The sequence below is a fragment of the Aquamicrobium segne genome, from assembly GCF_042656785.1.
In the GTDB taxonomy this organism is placed as follows: domain Bacteria; phylum Pseudomonadota; class Alphaproteobacteria; order Rhizobiales; family Rhizobiaceae; genus Mesorhizobium; species Mesorhizobium segne.
The window spans coordinates 139,388-154,986 of sequence record NZ_JBHSLL010000018.1; the positions used below are offsets into that span (position 1 = coordinate 139,388).

Annotated in this window: 20 protein-coding genes and 2 pseudogenes; 13 read left to right on the forward strand and 9 right to left on the reverse strand. The window is 62.2% G+C overall.

What is annotated here, in order from left to right; genetic code table 11:
• The first annotated feature begins 36 nt into the window (after positions 1-36).
• Genes ACFPLB_RS07525 through ACFPLB_RS07545 form a run of 5 tightly spaced genes read left to right on the forward strand, consistent with a single transcriptional unit; the run spans position 37 to position 5,405 of the window.
• Positions 37-1,320: an NAD(P)/FAD-dependent oxidoreductase gene (locus ACFPLB_RS07525; protein WP_378228749.1), complete on the forward strand. Its 1,284-nt coding sequence runs from the start codon at positions 37-39 to the stop codon at positions 1,318-1,320.
• Complete coding sequence (locus ACFPLB_RS07530) at positions 1,317-2,096, forward strand: DUF1365 domain-containing protein (RefSeq protein ID WP_090617780.1); 780 nt, start codon at positions 1,317-1,319, stop codon at positions 2,094-2,096. Before ACFPLB_RS07525 ends, ACFPLB_RS07530 begins: the two co-directional genes overlap by 4 nt.
• Positions 2,093-3,259, forward strand: a complete 1,167-nt coding sequence (locus ACFPLB_RS07535; protein WP_378228750.1) for a class I SAM-dependent methyltransferase — start codon at positions 2,093-2,095, stop codon at positions 3,257-3,259. The genes ACFPLB_RS07530 and ACFPLB_RS07535 overlap by 4 nt, the downstream gene beginning before the upstream one ends.
• Positions 3,260-4,693, forward strand: a complete 1,434-nt coding sequence (locus tag ACFPLB_RS07540) for a cryptochrome/photolyase family protein (RefSeq protein WP_378228751.1) — start codon at positions 3,260-3,262, stop codon at positions 4,691-4,693.
• A 1-nt stretch (position 4,694) separates the two neighbouring features.
• Complete coding sequence (locus ACFPLB_RS07545) at positions 4,695-5,405, forward strand: hypothetical protein (RefSeq protein ID WP_147428079.1); 711 nt, start codon at positions 4,695-4,697, stop codon at positions 5,403-5,405.
• Positions 5,406-5,480: 75 nt separating this feature from the next.
• Here the strand turns inward: ACFPLB_RS07545 and ACFPLB_RS07550 are convergent, their stop codons facing one another.
• From ACFPLB_RS07550 to trxC, 8 genes and pseudogenes are all read right to left on the reverse strand, one after another.
• Positions 5,481-5,966: a fasciclin domain-containing protein gene (locus tag ACFPLB_RS07550; protein WP_090617789.1), complete on the reverse strand. Its 486-nt coding sequence runs from the start codon at positions 5,964-5,966 to the stop codon at positions 5,481-5,483.
• Between the two features lie 509 nt (positions 5,967-6,475).
• The gene (locus tag ACFPLB_RS07555) at positions 6,476-6,868 is read right to left on the reverse strand and encodes a hypothetical protein (protein WP_378228752.1); all 393 of its coding nucleotides are present in this window, start codon (positions 6,866-6,868) and stop codon (positions 6,476-6,478) included.
• Positions 6,869-6,980: 112 nt separating this feature from the next.
• A complete protein-coding gene (locus ACFPLB_RS07560) occupies positions 6,981-7,460 on the reverse strand; it encodes a cytochrome b (RefSeq protein ID WP_378228753.1) in 480 nt (159 codons plus the stop codon).
• 30 nt (positions 7,461-7,490) lie between these two features.
• Entirely contained in the window at positions 7,491-7,682 is a 192-nt protein-coding gene (locus ACFPLB_RS17680) for an MAPEG family protein (protein ID WP_465251471.1), read from the reverse strand.
• Positions 7,683-7,735: 53 nt separating this feature from the next.
• A pseudogene (locus tag ACFPLB_RS17685) lies at positions 7,736-7,888 on the reverse strand (MAPEG family protein); the annotation flags it as partial.
• An 87-nt stretch (positions 7,889-7,975) separates the two neighbouring features.
• A complete protein-coding gene (locus ACFPLB_RS07570; protein WP_378228754.1) occupies positions 7,976-8,344 on the reverse strand; it encodes a DUF5368 family protein in 369 nt (122 codons plus the stop codon).
• Between the two features lie 12 nt (positions 8,345-8,356).
• Positions 8,357-9,649, reverse strand: a complete 1,293-nt coding sequence (locus ACFPLB_RS07575; RefSeq protein ID WP_378228755.1) for an NAD(P)/FAD-dependent oxidoreductase — start codon at positions 9,647-9,649, stop codon at positions 8,357-8,359.
• 17 nt (positions 9,650-9,666) lie between these two features.
• Entirely contained in the window at positions 9,667-10,131 is a 465-nt protein-coding gene (trxC, locus tag ACFPLB_RS07580; RefSeq protein WP_378228756.1) for a thioredoxin TrxC, read from the reverse strand.
• A gap of 90 nt (positions 10,132-10,221) precedes the next feature.
• On the opposite strand from trxC, the gene ACFPLB_RS07585 reads away from it, so the two are divergent.
• The 8 genes and pseudogenes from ACFPLB_RS07585 to ACFPLB_RS07620 all read left to right on the forward strand — a co-directional run.
• The gene (locus ACFPLB_RS07585; RefSeq protein WP_378228757.1) at positions 10,222-10,542 is read left to right on the forward strand and encodes an ArsR/SmtB family transcription factor; all 321 of its coding nucleotides are present in this window, start codon (positions 10,222-10,224) and stop codon (positions 10,540-10,542) included.
• Between the two features lie 259 nt (positions 10,543-10,801).
• A complete protein-coding gene (locus tag ACFPLB_RS07590; RefSeq protein WP_378228758.1) occupies positions 10,802-11,686 on the forward strand; it encodes an MBL fold metallo-hydrolase in 885 nt (294 codons plus the stop codon).
• Positions 11,686-12,000: an ArsR/SmtB family transcription factor gene (locus ACFPLB_RS07595; protein ID WP_378228759.1), complete on the forward strand. Its 315-nt coding sequence runs from the start codon at positions 11,686-11,688 to the stop codon at positions 11,998-12,000. Before ACFPLB_RS07590 ends, ACFPLB_RS07595 begins: the two co-directional genes overlap by 1 nt.
• Before the next feature lie 113 nt (positions 12,001-12,113).
• Entirely contained in the window at positions 12,114-12,335 is a 222-nt protein-coding gene (locus tag ACFPLB_RS07600) for a YgaP family membrane protein (RefSeq protein ID WP_133675100.1), read from the forward strand.
• The gene (locus ACFPLB_RS07605) at positions 12,332-12,760 is read left to right on the forward strand and encodes a YeeE/YedE family protein (protein ID WP_133675099.1); all 429 of its coding nucleotides are present in this window, start codon (positions 12,332-12,334) and stop codon (positions 12,758-12,760) included. The genes ACFPLB_RS07600 and ACFPLB_RS07605 overlap by 4 nt, the downstream gene beginning before the upstream one ends.
• Entirely contained in the window at positions 12,760-13,203 is a 444-nt protein-coding gene (locus tag ACFPLB_RS07610; RefSeq protein WP_133675097.1) for a YeeE/YedE family protein, read from the forward strand. Before ACFPLB_RS07605 ends, ACFPLB_RS07610 begins: the two co-directional genes overlap by 1 nt.
• A 38-nt stretch (positions 13,204-13,241) precedes the next feature.
• Complete coding sequence (locus ACFPLB_RS07615) at positions 13,242-13,568, forward strand: protein tyrosine phosphatase family protein (RefSeq protein ID WP_378228760.1); 327 nt, start codon at positions 13,242-13,244, stop codon at positions 13,566-13,568.
• Positions 13,569-13,652: 84 nt separating this feature from the next.
• Positions 13,653-15,299: pseudogene (locus ACFPLB_RS07620) on the forward strand (SulP family inorganic anion transporter); the annotation flags it as partial.
• 17 nt (positions 15,300-15,316) lie between these two features.
• On the opposite strand, the gene ACFPLB_RS07625 reads toward ACFPLB_RS07620, so the two are convergent.
• A partial coding sequence (locus ACFPLB_RS07625; RefSeq protein ID WP_378228761.1) for a transposase occupies positions 15,317-15,599 on the reverse strand: 283 nt, incomplete at its 5' end.

Below are 15,599 nucleotides of genomic sequence, written 5' to 3' on the forward strand. Positions count from 1 at the left end.
CACGCGTAAGCTTGTCAAAGAGTTAGTGGAGTCCAGATGCCTTTTGACATCACCAACGGCGCGCCGCAGCGAATTGCCATCGTCGGCGGGGGCATATCGGGCCTGGCTTGCGCATGGGTTCTGTCGCGCCACCATCATGTTACGTTATACGAAGAAGCGATCCGGCTTGGCGGCCATGCGCGCACGGTTCTTGCCGGCAAGCGGGGCGATCAGCCGGTCGATACCGGGTTCATCGTGTTCAACCATGTCAATTACCCGCATCTGACGGCGATGTTTCGCGACCTTGACGTGCCAATCGTCAAAAGCGACATGAGCTTTGGCGTCTCGCTGGACGCTGGCGGGGTGGAATATGCGCTGCGGTCCGGCAATGCGCTGTTCGGCCAGCGCCGCAACATCGTGGACCCGCGCTTTCACCTGATGATCCGCGACATCCTGCGCTTCAATGCCGGGGCCGAGGCCGAAGTGGCGGCAGCGCCCGAGATGACCATCGCCGCCCTGATCGCGCGGATGCGTCTGGGTGCACGATTTCGCGACCATTACCTTTATCCGTTCTGCGGGGCGATCTGGTCCACGCCCGATCACGACATCGGGGCCTTCCCGGCCCGTGCGATGGTGCGGTTCATGCGCAACCACGGGCTATTGTCCCGCGGCCAGCATCACCGGTGGTGGACGGTGGACGGCGGCTCGATCTCCTATGTCGAGCGCCTGTTGGCGGCGCTGGTGCAGGCCGGAGTCGATCTGCGCCCCGGCACTTCCGTGGGGGCGGTCACGCGCAGCGGCGAAACCGTAACCCTGCGCGCCAAAGGGGCAGAGGCCGAAAGTTTCGATCATGTCATCCTTGCAACCCATGCCGATCAGGCGCTCGCGATGCTGAGTGATGCTGACGGGACCGAACAGGCCGCCCTTTCGGCAATCCGGTTCCAGCCCAACCAGGCTGTCCTTCACGCAGACCCATCCGTGATGCCGCGCCGCCGCAGATGTTGGAGTTCATGGGTCAGCCGGGGCGATACCGGGCGAGCGGGTGTGGCCGTCACCTATTGGATGAACAGGCTGCAGAATATCCCGGACGACGATCCGCTGTTTGTCACACTGAACCAAAGTGACGGCATCGACCCGCGTTTGATTTACGATCAGGTGACATTCCGCCATCCTGTCTTTGATCTCGCGGCCCTGGATGCACAGGCACAAATTGCCGCGATGCAAGGCAACCGCAACACCTGGTTTGCCGGCGCCTGGCTGCGCAATGGTTTTCACGAGGATGGCTTTGCCAGCGCCATGCGCATCGCGCGGCGCTTGCTGCCTGTGGCGGTGCTGCCATGACTCTCGCCGCGCGGCTTGAGGCGGGTGAGGTGCTGGCGATGCCCGCGCTGGTGACCCATGCCCGGCGCGGTGCCCTGCGCCACACATTCCGTACCCATGCCGATCATCTGCTGCTGGCGCCTGAACATTTTCACCCGCCCCGGCTGATGGGGCATAACAGGTTTGGCCTGATCGCCTTTTACGACTCCGACCACGGCGGCCCGCGTGGCGCGGGCACCGGCGCCCACTGGGCCTGGGCGCAGTTCGGCGCGGCCGGGATCGCCCGCCGTCCGGGGCTGGTGCTGGTGCTGGTGACGCAGCCACGTTTCTTGGGCTACTGGTTCAACCCAGTCAGCTTCTGGATGCTGATCCAGGGCGACGCGCTGATCGCCGCGATTGCCGAGGTCAACAACACCTTCGGCCAACGCCACAGTTATCTGCTGGCCCGCCCCGACCTTGCGCCGATTACCGCTGAAACGGAACTGACCGCGCGCAAGGTGTTTCACGTCTCGCCCTTTCAGGACGTGGCGGGGGAGTATCATTTCCGCTTTGCCCTGCACCCCGACCGCATCGCCATCCGCATCGCACAACAGGACGGCGCGGGCGGCATCGACACCGCCATGACAGGGCGCCTGGTGCCGCTGACCACCCTCGGGGTTCTTGCAACAAGTTTTCGCCGGCCGGGCGGTGCGCTGCGGGTGATTGCCCAGATCTATTGGCACGCGCTGCGCCTGAAACTCAAAGGCGCTGCCTATCGCCGCGTTCCCACCCCACCCGATCAGGAAATCAGTCGATGAGCCTTGTGACACGCTCCCTCAAATCCCGCTTTTTTTCCGCCCTTGAAGGGATCGGCGATGGCATCCTGACCCTTACCACGCCCGAGGGCACGCGCCACCGGTTTGGCAGCGCCGGCCCCGAGGCGGACTTGCAGATCCGCGACTGGCGGCTGCTTCCGCGTCTGGCGCTGCGCGGCGATGTGGGCTTGGGCGAAGGCTGGATCGCCGGCGAGTGGCACAGCGAGACGCTGGAGGGGACGCTGTCGCTGGCCCTGCGCAACCTTGGCCTTCGGGCCGGTTGGGGAGAGCCGGGGCGGCTTCAGGCCATGCGAATGCGGCTGGTCGACCGGCTGATGCGGCCAAACAGTCTGCGTGGATCGCGGCGCAATATCCGCGCGCATTACGATGTGGGGAACGAGTTCTACCAGTTGTGGCTTGATCCCGGCATGACCTATTCCTCGGCACTGTTTGGTGAAGGCGATGATCTGCCGCGCGCGCAGGCCCGCAAGAACGCGCGCATCCTGGCGCAACTGACACCGGGCGAAAGCCTGCTGGAAATCGGCTGCGGCTGGGGCGGGTTCGCCGAAGCTGCTGCGGATCACGGCCATGACGTGACCGCGATCACGCTGTCGCCCTCGCAAAAGGGCTATGCCGATGCCCGGCTGGATGGCCGCGCCGAGGTGCGGCTTCAGGATTACCGTCAGGTGACGGGCAGCTTTGACAACATCGTGTCGATCGAGATGATCGAGGCGGTGGGAGAACGCTATTGGCCGACCTATTTCGCCACCCTCAAGGCGCGGCTGGCACCGGGTGGGCGGGCGGTCTTGCAGGCGATCACCGTGCCGGATGCCGAGTTTTCGGTCTATCGCCGCCGCTCGGATTTCATCCGTCAGCATGTCTTTCCCGGCGGCATGCTGCCCTGTTCCGCCATCATCGTCCATGAGGCCGCAAAGGCCGGGCTGCGCGTCCAAGACAGCCACGCTTTCGGCCCGGATTATGCCCGCACCTGCCGGATCTGGTGTGAGAGGATGATGCAACAGCGCCCGCGCATCGAGCGGCTTGGCTATGGTGACGCGTTCCTGCGCGGCTGGCAGTTCTATCTGGAGGGCTGCGCCGCTGCCTTTGCCACAGGGCGCTGCGATGTGGTGCAGGTGACGCTTGACCACGCGGATGCGGCGGCTTGAATGACGGCGCCCGGCATCCTCTGGCTGACCCGTGATTTTCGTCTGCATGACAACCCCGCGCTTCAGGCCGCCATTGCCGATGGTCCACTACTGCCGGTTTTCATCATCGACCGGCTGACCATGACGCAGGGTGCGGCCAGCCGCTGGCGGCTGATGCGCGCGCTGCAATCGCTGGATGCGACCCTGCGGCAACGCACTGGCGGCAAGGGCATCACTATCCTGCGCGGCGAGGCGGATGAGATCCTGCCACCGTTGATGAAGCGGCTGGGAGTGCGCAGGCTGCACCAGTCCGACTGGCCCACATCCGAAATGCGGACGCTGCAAGGCCGCATGCGGGCGGCCCTGCGGCCTGCGGGTGCCGAGCTTGTACTGCATCCGGGCCATCTTCTGGTGCACCCCCGGGCGATCCGAACAGGCAATGGGGGCGCCTATCGGGTCTATTCCCCCTTTGCGCGGGCAGTGCGGCAGCTCGGCCCCGATCGGCCCGCCGCTGACGCGCCGCGGCGGATCACAGCTTGCACCGAGCCGCTTCAGGGGCTTGATCCACTGAAACTGGATCTCGCTCCGGACCTGCACCGTGGCCGCGCCGCCTTGGAGCAGTTTGCCCCGCCTGCGGGCGAAGGCGCCGCGCTTGCCCGGCTGGACGACTTTCTCGACCGAGCCTCTGCCTATCCCGGCGGGCGTGATCGCCCCGATCTCGACGCGACTTCCGGCCTCTCCGATCATCTTGCGGTGGGAGAAATCAGTCCACGCGTGGTCTGGGCCAGAGCCATGCTGAGGGCCGAGGTGTCGCCCGAACACGCAGCCGGCATCGGCAAGTTCCTGTCCGAAGTGATCTGGCGCGACTTTTCCTGGCATCTGCTGATCGAGTTCCCGCAGATGCCGGTTGCCTGCTGCCGTCCCGAATGGGAGGGCTTTCCCTGGCGCAAAGACGCCCCCGAGCTGATCGGCTGGCAGCGGGCGGAAACCGGGGTGGCGCTGGTCGATGCCGGATTGCGCCAGATGTGGTTGACGGGCCGGATGCACAACCGCGTGCGCATGGTGGTTGCAAGCTGGCTGACCAAGCATCTGCTGATCGACTGGCGCGCGGGGCTGGCGCATTTCGCCGATTGCCTGACCGATTGGGACCCGGCCGCCAATGCGATGAACTGGCAATGGGTGGCGGGCTGCGGCCCCAATGCGGCGCCCTATTTCCGCATCTTCAACCCCGAGAGGCGGGCGGAACAATACGACCCTCAGGGCGATTATCGCCGGCGCTGGCTTGCTGGATTTGACGGTGCCTCTTGCCCAGAGGCTGAGGTCTGGCTGCAAAGCATTCCACCGGCGTGGAACCGCGGACCTTGGCTCCCCGGTCCCCCATCCATGCTGGCCAAGGGGCGCAATGCCGCGCTGGCGGCCTTGGCACAGTTTCGCGCCACCATATCGGAGACCTGAAATGAATGACCGCAACGCAAGGATCATCATACTGCTGTTGGCTGTGGGTTTCGCCGTTTCGCCCGTCCTGTCGAATGGCTTTGGCGGCTTTTACACGGAAAGCTTTCCCGTGCAGGTGGACCGCTGGCCCGCCCAACCCGTTGGATGGGCCTTTTCAATCTGGGGGCTGATCTATTTGGGGCTGATTCTTGCCTCGGTATGGGCTCTTTGGCGCCCTGAAACCATGCCGGGCTGGGGGCGCGCTGCCTGGCCCCTTGGCATCAGCCTGTTCATCGGCGTGTTCTGGATCGAGGCTGCCCTCCGTTCCCCATCGATCGCCACGGCGATGATCCTGGTGATGGCGGCGGCTGCGATCATGGCGATGCTGCGGGTCGGGCCCGGCTGGCGCGAATGGGCACCCATCGGGCTATACACCGGCTGGCTGACGGCTGCATCAGGGGTCGCCCTGTCGGTGGTGGCGACGGGATATGGCATATTGCCGCCGCGAACAGCCGCCATTGCGCTGATCATTTGCGTCCTGATTGCGGCTGTTGCGGTCGCCTTCGTCCGTCCGCACGTCTGGTCCTATCGCGCCGGTGTCATCTGGGCATTGTTCGGCGTCATTGTGGCCAATGCGGGCGCCGGCGACTGGCTGATCGCCATGATCTGCGGCGCGGGAATCATCATGCTCGCAATGTTCGACCGGTTCATCCCCAAATCCAGCCGCGGCTGATCGCTATAAAACGCTACCCCGGCTGATACAGCCGGGGTCTATCTGGTTTACATATGATCAACTGTGCCATTCGCCTCAGTTGGCAGGAGGCATGATCACCGCGTCGATGACATGAATCACTCCGTTCGAGGCCGCGATATCGGCCGTGGTGATGTTGGCGTCATTGACTTTCGCGCCGCCATCAAGCGTGAAGGTCACCTCGCCGCCCTGAACCGTGGCTGCCGACATCCCCTCGGTCAGATCCGAAGACATGACCGCACCCGGAACCACGTGATAGGTCAGGATCGAGACCAGTTGATCCTTGTTTTCCGGCTTCAGCAGCGTGTCCACGGTCCCTTCGGGAAGGGCCGCAAAGGCCGCGTCCGTCGGCGCGAAGACAGTGAAGGGACCTTCACCTTTCAGCGTGTCCACCAGCCCGGCCGCCTGAACCGCAGCAACCAGCGTCGTGAAATCGCCCGCGGCAACTGCCGTATCAACAATGTCCGAGGTCGCATCTTGCGCCATGGCGGCACCTGCCAGCATGGTCGTTGCCGCAGCCCCCATCAGAAACTTGCGTAGCATTCCGTTTCTCCATTGTGTCAAGTAGTGTTTCGCAGAGGACAATATCCGTACCCTCCATCGTCATTACGCAGGTCGCCCCCGGACGGATCAAACTTGCGGACAGGAAAAATTCGATTTGCGTGCGCGGATGTCCAAATCGACCAGATCATGCCGGAAGCAGCAGGTGTGTCAGACATTCCCTGGCACTAGAGCGGGATGAGGAAAAGTGTGAAGCGGTTTTCCGCCCGCATCCTGCTCTATCTCTTTGGAATCGATCGCGCTTATGAATTCAGGTCGATTCGACCTGAATTCATCGCGATCTATGGCACCATGGCGCCGTGCGGCCGTAACGTGTGACAGGCTCACGCTTGGTGAACATTTGTGCCCATTTCCGCACGCGACATGTGGCGCCGCAACTGCCATCGTCGCCCTGCCGCTTTTTTACATCGTGAATCTTTGAGATTGGCCGGGCGGTGCCCTGCGGTCGAGGCGTCTGGCGCTTCATTCAATGCCACTGCCCGGTCCGGTTTTCAGTGGCACGCGCGCGCCTGGTCGCGCGTGACAGCGTATTCGCTCAGCATTTCCGCGATCATTGAGCCCTCGGGTAGCCGGGCCAGTTCCTCGGCTGCCCGCGCCTGGAACTCCCGGCCATACTCGACCACGGGCGGGCACGTCGCGAGCCTGCCGTCCTCAGAACGAACCGTCCCGCAGCCGTTCAGCAAGCTCGTGGTGATCGCGAGGACGGCGAAAGCATCGAGACCGCCCGGCACGTCGAGCGGCCCATGAATGGTCAGTCCCTGGGCTTCCAGCGTAGCGAGCACGGGCGCGTCGGTTTCGCTGGCACGACTGCCCCCTGGCTGATTGCTGTCGCTGCACGCGGAGAGTGCGAAGGCAAGCACCGCGGTGAGCATGAGTGTCTTCATGTTTTATGGTTCGGCCAGATGCATGGTGTTTGTGATCTGACGATCGCTCGGCCTCGAACCTTAAGGCAGGCTTAAGACAAGAATTCCGTCACGAGCGTCCGGTGTCTCGATGTCAGATTATCCGTTTTAGTATCGGGCTTTTCAGAATCAGATGGTGGAAAATGACCGCAAGGACATGGAGCCCGATCAACGCAATCAGCAGGACTTTCAGTAAACTGTGAGCGGCCGCGGCCGCGTCAAGACCGCCGAACCAGGCTGCCATCCCGGAAATGGACATGGCGGCGAGCAGGCCATAAAGGCTCCAGTGCGCTAGCTGCCCCGCCAGCTTGAGCAGGGCGGGTTCGTTGTCCGGCGGCGGAGGCGCGGCCCTTTGTGATTTCAGCACGAGCCGCCAGATGACAAGAGCCAGGATCAGCACGCCGCCGCCGACATGCGCCAGAATCAGCGGGCTGAAAGAAACTGGCAAGCCATTTGCGGCGGCGTTCCAGGCCTGGGCAATCGGCTCGTTGAACAGATATTGGCCGACGACCAGCACCGCCACGGCCCAGTGGAGAGCGATTTGCGAATTTGAATAGCGTATCGTCTCGGTCATTTTTCGCCTTTTTGGTGAACCACGTGCGCTTTACAGCAGCCCGGCGAGCACCAGCAGGGAGGAACCCAGGATCACGCCCCAGGTGCCGAGTACGCCGAAACCTCGAAATGGCTTTTGCAGCGGCGATCCCTCAGACGCGGCCATACCGATCGGGTGAGCAATGCGCGCGAGCAAAAGAACTGCAGCAAGCATGTGGATCCACCAGACATGCAGTCCGGCCATTCGTTGAACGCGATCAGAATCAGTCCCAGCGGGACGTATTCTGCAAAGTTGGCATGGCTACGGATGCGCAGGATCAGTGAGAATTTCCCGCCATCTCCCATTGCGACCTTGTGGTGTGCACGAGCCTTGACCACCCAGAACGACAAACACGTGAAAACCAGACCAAGCAGCGCGGCATAGAACGCCGTCACCTGTGGGAAGACCATCAGTTTACCTTTATTGAATATGAAACATTGTTCTCGGCCGACGATGACCCGCCAGGCGGACCATCGGAAATTCTTGCTCGGCCCCTGTCAGGCGATCGCTGCCACCCGGCCGTTGGAAGCAAACGCCATGATGGCGAATACGGCCGATCCAACCACGCCGCCCGGGACAAGGGCCAAAAGAGCCGCAAATAGGACGTCGATGGGTGCGGCGAGAGCGCCGGCACCGGCCAAGGTCCAGATTGGGACCAGGAAGGTGAACACCACGGTAGTTGCCAATCCCGCCAAAAGGGCCGTCATCAGGGGACGCCGGGCCGACATGCCGTTTTTGCGTAGCCTCAAGATGCCGGCCACGATTGCAGCGACAAGCACGAGGGCGAGCACGACGAGCCCCCAGAGCCAGCCGCCCATGCTCTCGGCGAGAATGAAATAGATCGTCGTGAGATCGAAATCGCTCATGATGCTTTCTCCCTATGCGCGCCCGCGCAGCATGGCGCGATAGGCCCCGAGCAGGCCCTTTTCCTCGATCAGCCACGACACCCACAATTCCTTCAGCGGATCGATGAACGGGAAGGAGGGGATCAGATTTCCGTCATAGTCGAACTCGATCAGCATCGCCTTGCCGATGCCGGTGACCATCGGGCAGGAGGTATAGCCGTTGTAGACTGCCTGCGGTGTCCGGCCTGCGGTCTCGGCGACGAGGTTATCGACGACGACGGGGACCTGCCACTTGACGCTGGCGGCTGTCTTGCCGCGCGGAACGCCGGCAATGTCGCCGACGGCGAAGACGTTTGGATATCGCGGATGACGCAATGTCGCCTTGTCGGCCTCGATCCAGCCATCGGCGGCGAGCACGCCGTCTTGCCATGGCAGGGGGCTTGCCAGCACCGCATCCGGCGCGCGCATGGGCGGGACGACGTGGATGAAGTCGTAGTCGAGCGTGACATCGCCGCTTTCAGTGGCGTAGGTCGCCTGCCTCGCGCCCGGATCGATCGCCTTCAGCACATGGCTGTAATTGACGGCGATGTCGCGGGCCGCGAACATCTCCTTGACCTTGTCGTTAACCGGCGCAACCGCGAAGACGGCGGGGTTGTGCGCGTTATAGATCAGCTCAACCGCACCGCGGCGACCCTGGCTTCGTGCCTTGTCGTCGGTGATGAAGGTGATCTTGAGCGGCGCGCCGGCGCATTTCATTTCACCTGCCGGACGCCCGAAAAGGCCGACACCGCCAGTGTCGATGAAGCGGTCGATCACGGTGCTTGATGCCCTGGCCTGCTCCGGCCCGGCATAGATCGAGGCAATGCCGTCGTGACCGATCAGGGAAATATCCATGCCTTCGATGGCTTCGTAGTTGAGCTTCAGCCCGGTCGCGACCATCAGGAAATCATAGTCGATCCGCTGGCCGGTGGTGGTCACCACGGCATTGGCTTCAGGATCGAACTCGGCAATGGCAGCCTCGACCCACTCGACACCGCGCGGCATGTAGTCTTCATTGCGCTCAGTCACATGGGCAGGGGACCAGATGCCGGCCCCGACCAGCGTGAAGCCGGGCTGGAAATGATGCTCCTTCTTGGCATCGATGATGGTGATGGTCGCGTTGGGCATGGAGCGCCGCAGACGCGAGGCAAGCGCCAGCCCGGCCGCACCTGCGCCCGCTATGACGACGCGGGCTCGGGAATCGGACGTCTGGGCCTGTGCGGTTTGCGTGCCTAAACCAACTGAGGCAAGAGCTGCGGCTCCCACCAGAAATTGCCGTCTTTCCATTTCTCTCTCCCTCGGAATTACGATGCTTTGTGCGCGGCGGGAGCCCGTGAGAGCTGGTCTCTGGCCCAACCGACGATCTGTTGAGTGTTCATGGCTCCGGAAATGCGTCCGATCTCGCGGCCGCCGGCGTAAAGCAGCATGGTCGGAATGCCTCTTATGCCGAGGCGACCCGCAACCTCTTGCTCCACCTCGGAGTTGAGCTTGATCAGGCGCATGTCCGGTTCGAGGATGGCGGCCGCCGCCTCGAAGGCCGGGGCCATCATGCGGCAGGGGCCACACCAGGACGCCCAGACATCGACCAGTACCGGAATGTCGGAGCGACCGGTCTGCCGCGCGAACATCTCGGCATCGGCGTCGAGCGGTTTGCCGCTGAACAGCGCATTGCCGCATTTTCCGCACTTGCCCGCCCCCGCGGGCTTGTCCGCAGGCACGCGATTGACCGCGCCACATCCGGGACAGACGATCTGGCGGCTACCAGACATATGATCGATACTCCGTTGACGGCCCGCCTCCGGCTTGATGGAGGAGGAATTCTGTTGACTAGATATACGCAATAACGTAGATACGCAAGAATGAATAGTAAAGTCACTATCAACCCGGATGAAATGCGCGCCGCCGTCGATCAGGCGAGCGAGCTGATGAAGGCGTTGTCCAACCAGCACCGCCTGCTGATCCTTTGTCGCCTGATCGACGGAGAAAAGTCCGTTGGCCAGCTCGCGGAGTTTGTGGGAATTCGCGATTCGACGGTGTCGCAGCATCTGGCCCTGTTGCGCCGTGAAGGCATCATCGCCAACCGCCGCGACGGGCAAACCATCTGGTACCGCATCGAATCCGATATCGCCCGTGAGGTGGTGAGCGTGCTCTACGCTCACTACTGCGCACCCGACCTCTGATCCCTAACGGCCCCAACCCTCGCGCTGCTCTATGCGTCTGGTTGGCAGACGATCAATTGGCTCATCTTTCCGTCCGTTGCGCTGATCCTTGTGCCTCTCGTCTGGCAGAGCGCCCGCACCGTGCCGGCGACACCGGCTGAATAAGGACTGATGGCCAGCATTGATTAATCACGAAATAATGCTTGCGAAAAAACGTAAGTGATATTATGTGGTTGTTAGCCGCTCAGCGGTTGCAAAAAATGAGCAAGAGGAAAATCCCATGACAGCCAAGCCTGAAGTCACTGGCTTCTTCGATCCGCGCACCTGGTCGATTCAATATGTCGTCGCCGATCCTGAGACGAACAAATGCGCCATCGTCGATCCGGTGCTCGACTATGACGAGAAGTCGGCGGCGACAGCGACCACCCATGCCGACAACATTCTTCAGTTCATCGCCGACAAGGGCTATGAGCTTGAATGGATCCTCGACACCCATCCCCACGCCGACCATTTTTCCGCCGCGGCCTATCTCAAGGACAAGACTGGCGCGCCGACGGCCATCGGGCAGAAGGTCGTCGAAGTTCAGAAGCTGTGGAAGGACTTTTACAACTGGCCCGATTTTCCGGCCGATGGCTCGCAGTGGGACAAGCTCTTCGCCGACGGCGAGACCTTCAAGGTCGGCAATATCGATGCTAGGGTGATGTTCTCGCCCGGCCACACACTGGCCTCGATCACCTATGTGATCGGTGACGCGGCCTTCGTTCACGACACGCTGTTCATGCCTGACAGCGGCACGGCCCGTGCCGATTTCCCCGGCGGTAGCACGCGGCAATTGTGGAAATCGATCCAGGACATTCTCGCGTTGCCGGACGAAACGCGCATTTTCACTGGTCACGACTATCAGCCCGGTGGCCGCGAGCCCCTTTGGGAATCGACGGTTGCCGAGCAGAAAGCCAAGAATATCCATATGTCGGTTCATAAGACCGAAGCGGAGTTCGTTGCCGCGCGCGAGGCGCGGGACAAGACGCTGGCCATGCCCAAGCTGATCTTGCACGCTTTGCAGGTCAACACCAATGCCGGACGGCTGCCCACACCTGAAGACAATGGCAGGCGCTATCTCAAGATCCCGATGAACCTGCTCGAAGGCGCCGCCTGGGGCGATTGATGGAAATGATGCTGATTTCGGATGAAGCCCGGGAGCTGAAGGGGAAGGTCGGTGAGGCCACCACTTTCCTCAAGAAACTTGCCAACCCCGATCGCCTGCTGGTCGCTTGCGCCCTCGTCGAGGGTGAACGCTCGGTGCGAGAACTCGAGGATGGGCTCGGGATTCGTCAGCCAGGTCTCTCCCAACAGCTCGCCGAACTGCGCGAGGCGGGCCTGATCGTCGGGCGGAAGGAAGGCAAGCAGGTCTTCTATCGGCTCGCCGATCCGCGTATCGAAAGCTTCATTCACACCATGCATCAGCTCTTCTGCAAATAGGCGGGCGGGACGCTGCCCAGGGTTTTCATTTGTCCTATATCTGCGTTATTGCGTAGATATAGAAATTCGACTATTCTACCTGTTCCAATCCTTACCAGAGAAAGAGAATAGCCATGAAATTCAATGTCGGAACCCCGGACCGCATCGCCCGCCTCATCATCGGCGTCCTCCTGCTGGTCGCCCCTTTCGTCACCGGCTGGGCGCTGTTTGCCAACCCGGTCTGGACCTGGGTCTTCGTCATCGTCGGGCTCGTGCTCGCGGTGACAGGCCTCGTCCGCTTCTGCCCGGCCTATGCGATTTTCAATCTTTCGACATCAAGGACCAAGGATAAATGACAGAGTTCACTCCATGGCTGTCGCTGTTCGGTGGCAGCCTGATCGGCCTTGCCGCCGTGCTGCTGATGGCGTTTCACGGCCGCATCGCCGGCATGACCGGAATCCTTTCCGGTCTCGTGCCGCCATTTTCTCATGACTGGGGCTGGCGGGCGGCCTTTCTTGCTGGCGCCGTCGGCGCGCCGGCTCTGATCGTCGCCATGTCCGGCTACACCATTCCTTTTGAAAGCCCCACACCCGCGCCCTGGCTGGTTGTCGGCGGGCTGATCGTTGGCGCCGGCGTCTATTTCGGCTCGGGCTGCACGTCCGGTCATGGCGTGTGCGGCATGGCGCGCGTCTCGCCGCGTTCCATCGTTGCAACGCTGACCTTCATGGTCTCGACCGCCATCACCGTCTTTGTCGTCCGCCATCTCATTGGAGGCTTGTAATGGCCCGTGTTCTTTCCGCTCTCATTATCGGACTGGTCTTCGGGTCAGGCATCGCGCTTTCGGGCATGGCCAATCCGGCCAAGGTGCTGAACTTCTTCGATTTTGCTGGAACCTGGGATCCCTCGCTCGCCTTCGTCATGGGCGGCGCGCTGATCGTCACGGCGATCGGCTATGCCTTGGTCCTCAAACGGGACGCTCCTGTGTTCGACCGCCTGTTCCATCTGCCGACGCGCCGGGATCTCGATTTTCCGCTGGTGGCCGGTTCCGCCGTGTTCGGCATCGGCTGGGGCATTACCGGCTTTTGCCCGGGTGGGGCCATTCCGGCATTGGGGCTGGGCCATGGCGATGCCTGGCTGTTCGTCGGTTCGATGGTTGGCGGCATCGCCGCCGCCCGGCTCGCCCGGCACACGCTGGCCACGCACGTGATGGCGAAAGCAAGTTGACTATGTGGCCCTTCAATCTCTTTTGGAAATCTGGAAAAATGAACATCAGGAAGATCGACGACCGATTTGCCACAACGGGCCAGGTCCGTCCTGACGACGTCGTGCAGCTGGCGCAGGACGGCTTTGCCGCTATCGTGTGCGCGCGGCCCGACAATGAGGAGCCGGGCCAGCCGGCCTTCGCGGCAATTGCCCGCGAAGCCGAAAAGCACGGCATGAAAGCGGTTCACATCCCCGTCACAGGCGCGCCGTCAGCTGCACAGGTCGACCGTTTCGAAGAAGCGATGGAGACTATCGACGGGCCGGTTTTGGGCTATTGTCGCTCCGGCGCCCGGTCGGCTGCGCTTTATTCGTCAATCGGACAGTAACCCCCACTGTCCGACCGGGCGCTGTCACACCCCCCTCTACGTGACAGCGCCCGCCCCCATCTCCTCTTGCCGGCGCAATCGTTCATGATCAAAGCCTCCCGCTATTTCCCGTTCCTCCAATGGACCAAGACCTACGATGGGACGGTTCTGACCAGCGACCTGCTCGCGGCGGTGATCGTCACCATCATGCTGATCCCGCAATCGCTGGCATATGCGATGCTCGCCGGCCTGCCGCCTGAAGTCGGTCTTTACGCGTCGATCCTTCCGCTGGTCGCCTATACGATCTTCGGCACCAGCCGCACGCTGGCGGTCGGACCGGTGGCCGTGGTCTCGTTGATGACGGCATCCGCGGTTGGGCAAATCGCCGCTGAGGGCACGCTCGACTACCTCACCGCCGCCATCCTCCTTGCGCTGCTGTCTGGCGGCATTCTCGTGGTTATGGGGATCTTCCGGCTCGGCTTCCTCGCCAATTTTCTGTCGCATCCGGTGATCTCGGGCTTCATCACCGCATCCGGGCTGCTGATCGCCGCCGGGCAACTGCGCCATATCTTTGGCGTTTCGGGCGGGGGTGACACTCTTCCTGAAATTCTCTTTTCCCTCGCGAACCAGCTTGGCGCCGTCGATCCGACGACGCTTGCCATCGGCATCGGCGTTCTGGCTTTCCTCTATTTCGCCCGCAAATATCTCAAACCGCTGCTGATCTCGATCCGCGTGCCCGCACGCCTTGCCGACATGATGGCCAAGGCCGCACCCATCCTTGCCGTCGCCGTGACAGTTGTCCTGGCCGCTGGCCTCGATCTCGGGTCACGCGGGGTCGCGCTCGTCGGCGAAATCCCGCAGGGTCTGCCCGCATTCGGCGCTCCTGCCCTTTCGCTTGACCTGATCTCGGCGCTGCTTGTGCCAGCCTTCCTGATTTCCGTGGTGGGCTTTGTCGAATCCGTGTCGGTCGGGCAGACGCTCGCCGCCAAGCGGCGGCAGCGTATCGATCCCGATCAGGAACTCATCGGTCTCGGCGCGGCCAACATTGCCGCCGGTCTCTCGTCCGGCTATCCGGTCACCGGAGGCTTCGCCCGTTCGGTGGTCAATTTCGACGCCGGCGCGCAGACACCGGCGGCCGGAGTGTTCACTGCGGTCGGCATCGCGCTCGCGGCGCTGTTCCTGACGCCTTTGCTTGCCAGCTTGCCGCAGGCCACGCTCGCCGCCACCATCATCGTCGCGGTGCTGTCGTTGGTCGACTTCGGAACGGTGCGCAGGGTCTTTGCCTATTCGAAATCTGACTTTGCGGCCATGGCCGCCACCATCCTCGTCACGCTGGGCTGGGGCGTCGAACTCGGCATCGTCGCCGGGGTCCTGTTGTCGTTGCTGCTGCATCTTTACCGTACCAGCAAGCCCCATACCGCCATCGTTGGGCAAGTGCCCGGCACCGAGCATTACCGCAATGTGGAGCGGCATTTCGTTCTGACCAGTCCGGAAATCCTGTCCATCCGCGTCGATGAGAGCCTCTATTTTGCTAATTCGCGCTTTCTTGAGGATACCATCGCTGCTGAGGTTGCCGAACGGCCGGACGTTGAGCACGTCATCCTGATGTGCTCTGCCGTCAACGCTATTGACGCCTCCGCCCTGGAAAGCCTCGAGGAAATCAACCGCCGCCTCGCCGACGCCGACATCGGTTTTCATCTTTCGGAAGTGAAGGGGCCCGTGATGGACCGGCTCAGGGGCACGGATTTCCTAGGCTCAGGACTCGTTGATCACAGCCAGAAGATAACGGTTGCTGCGAGTGCCAGAGCGGAAGAGAAAACGGTTGGGCATCTATCGTATCGTGTGGCTACGCGTCGCCAGTCCTTCAGGCGACCGAACATGATCTCGATGCGATTGCGTCCTTTATATCGGCGCTTGTCATATTTGACAGGTAAAGACCGCGATTTACGCCCCGGGATGCAGGGTTTGATACCTTTCTGCTGATGAAGCGCATCCCTGAACCAGTCGGCATCATACCCCCGGTCGGCGAGCATCCACTGAGCCTTGGGCAAA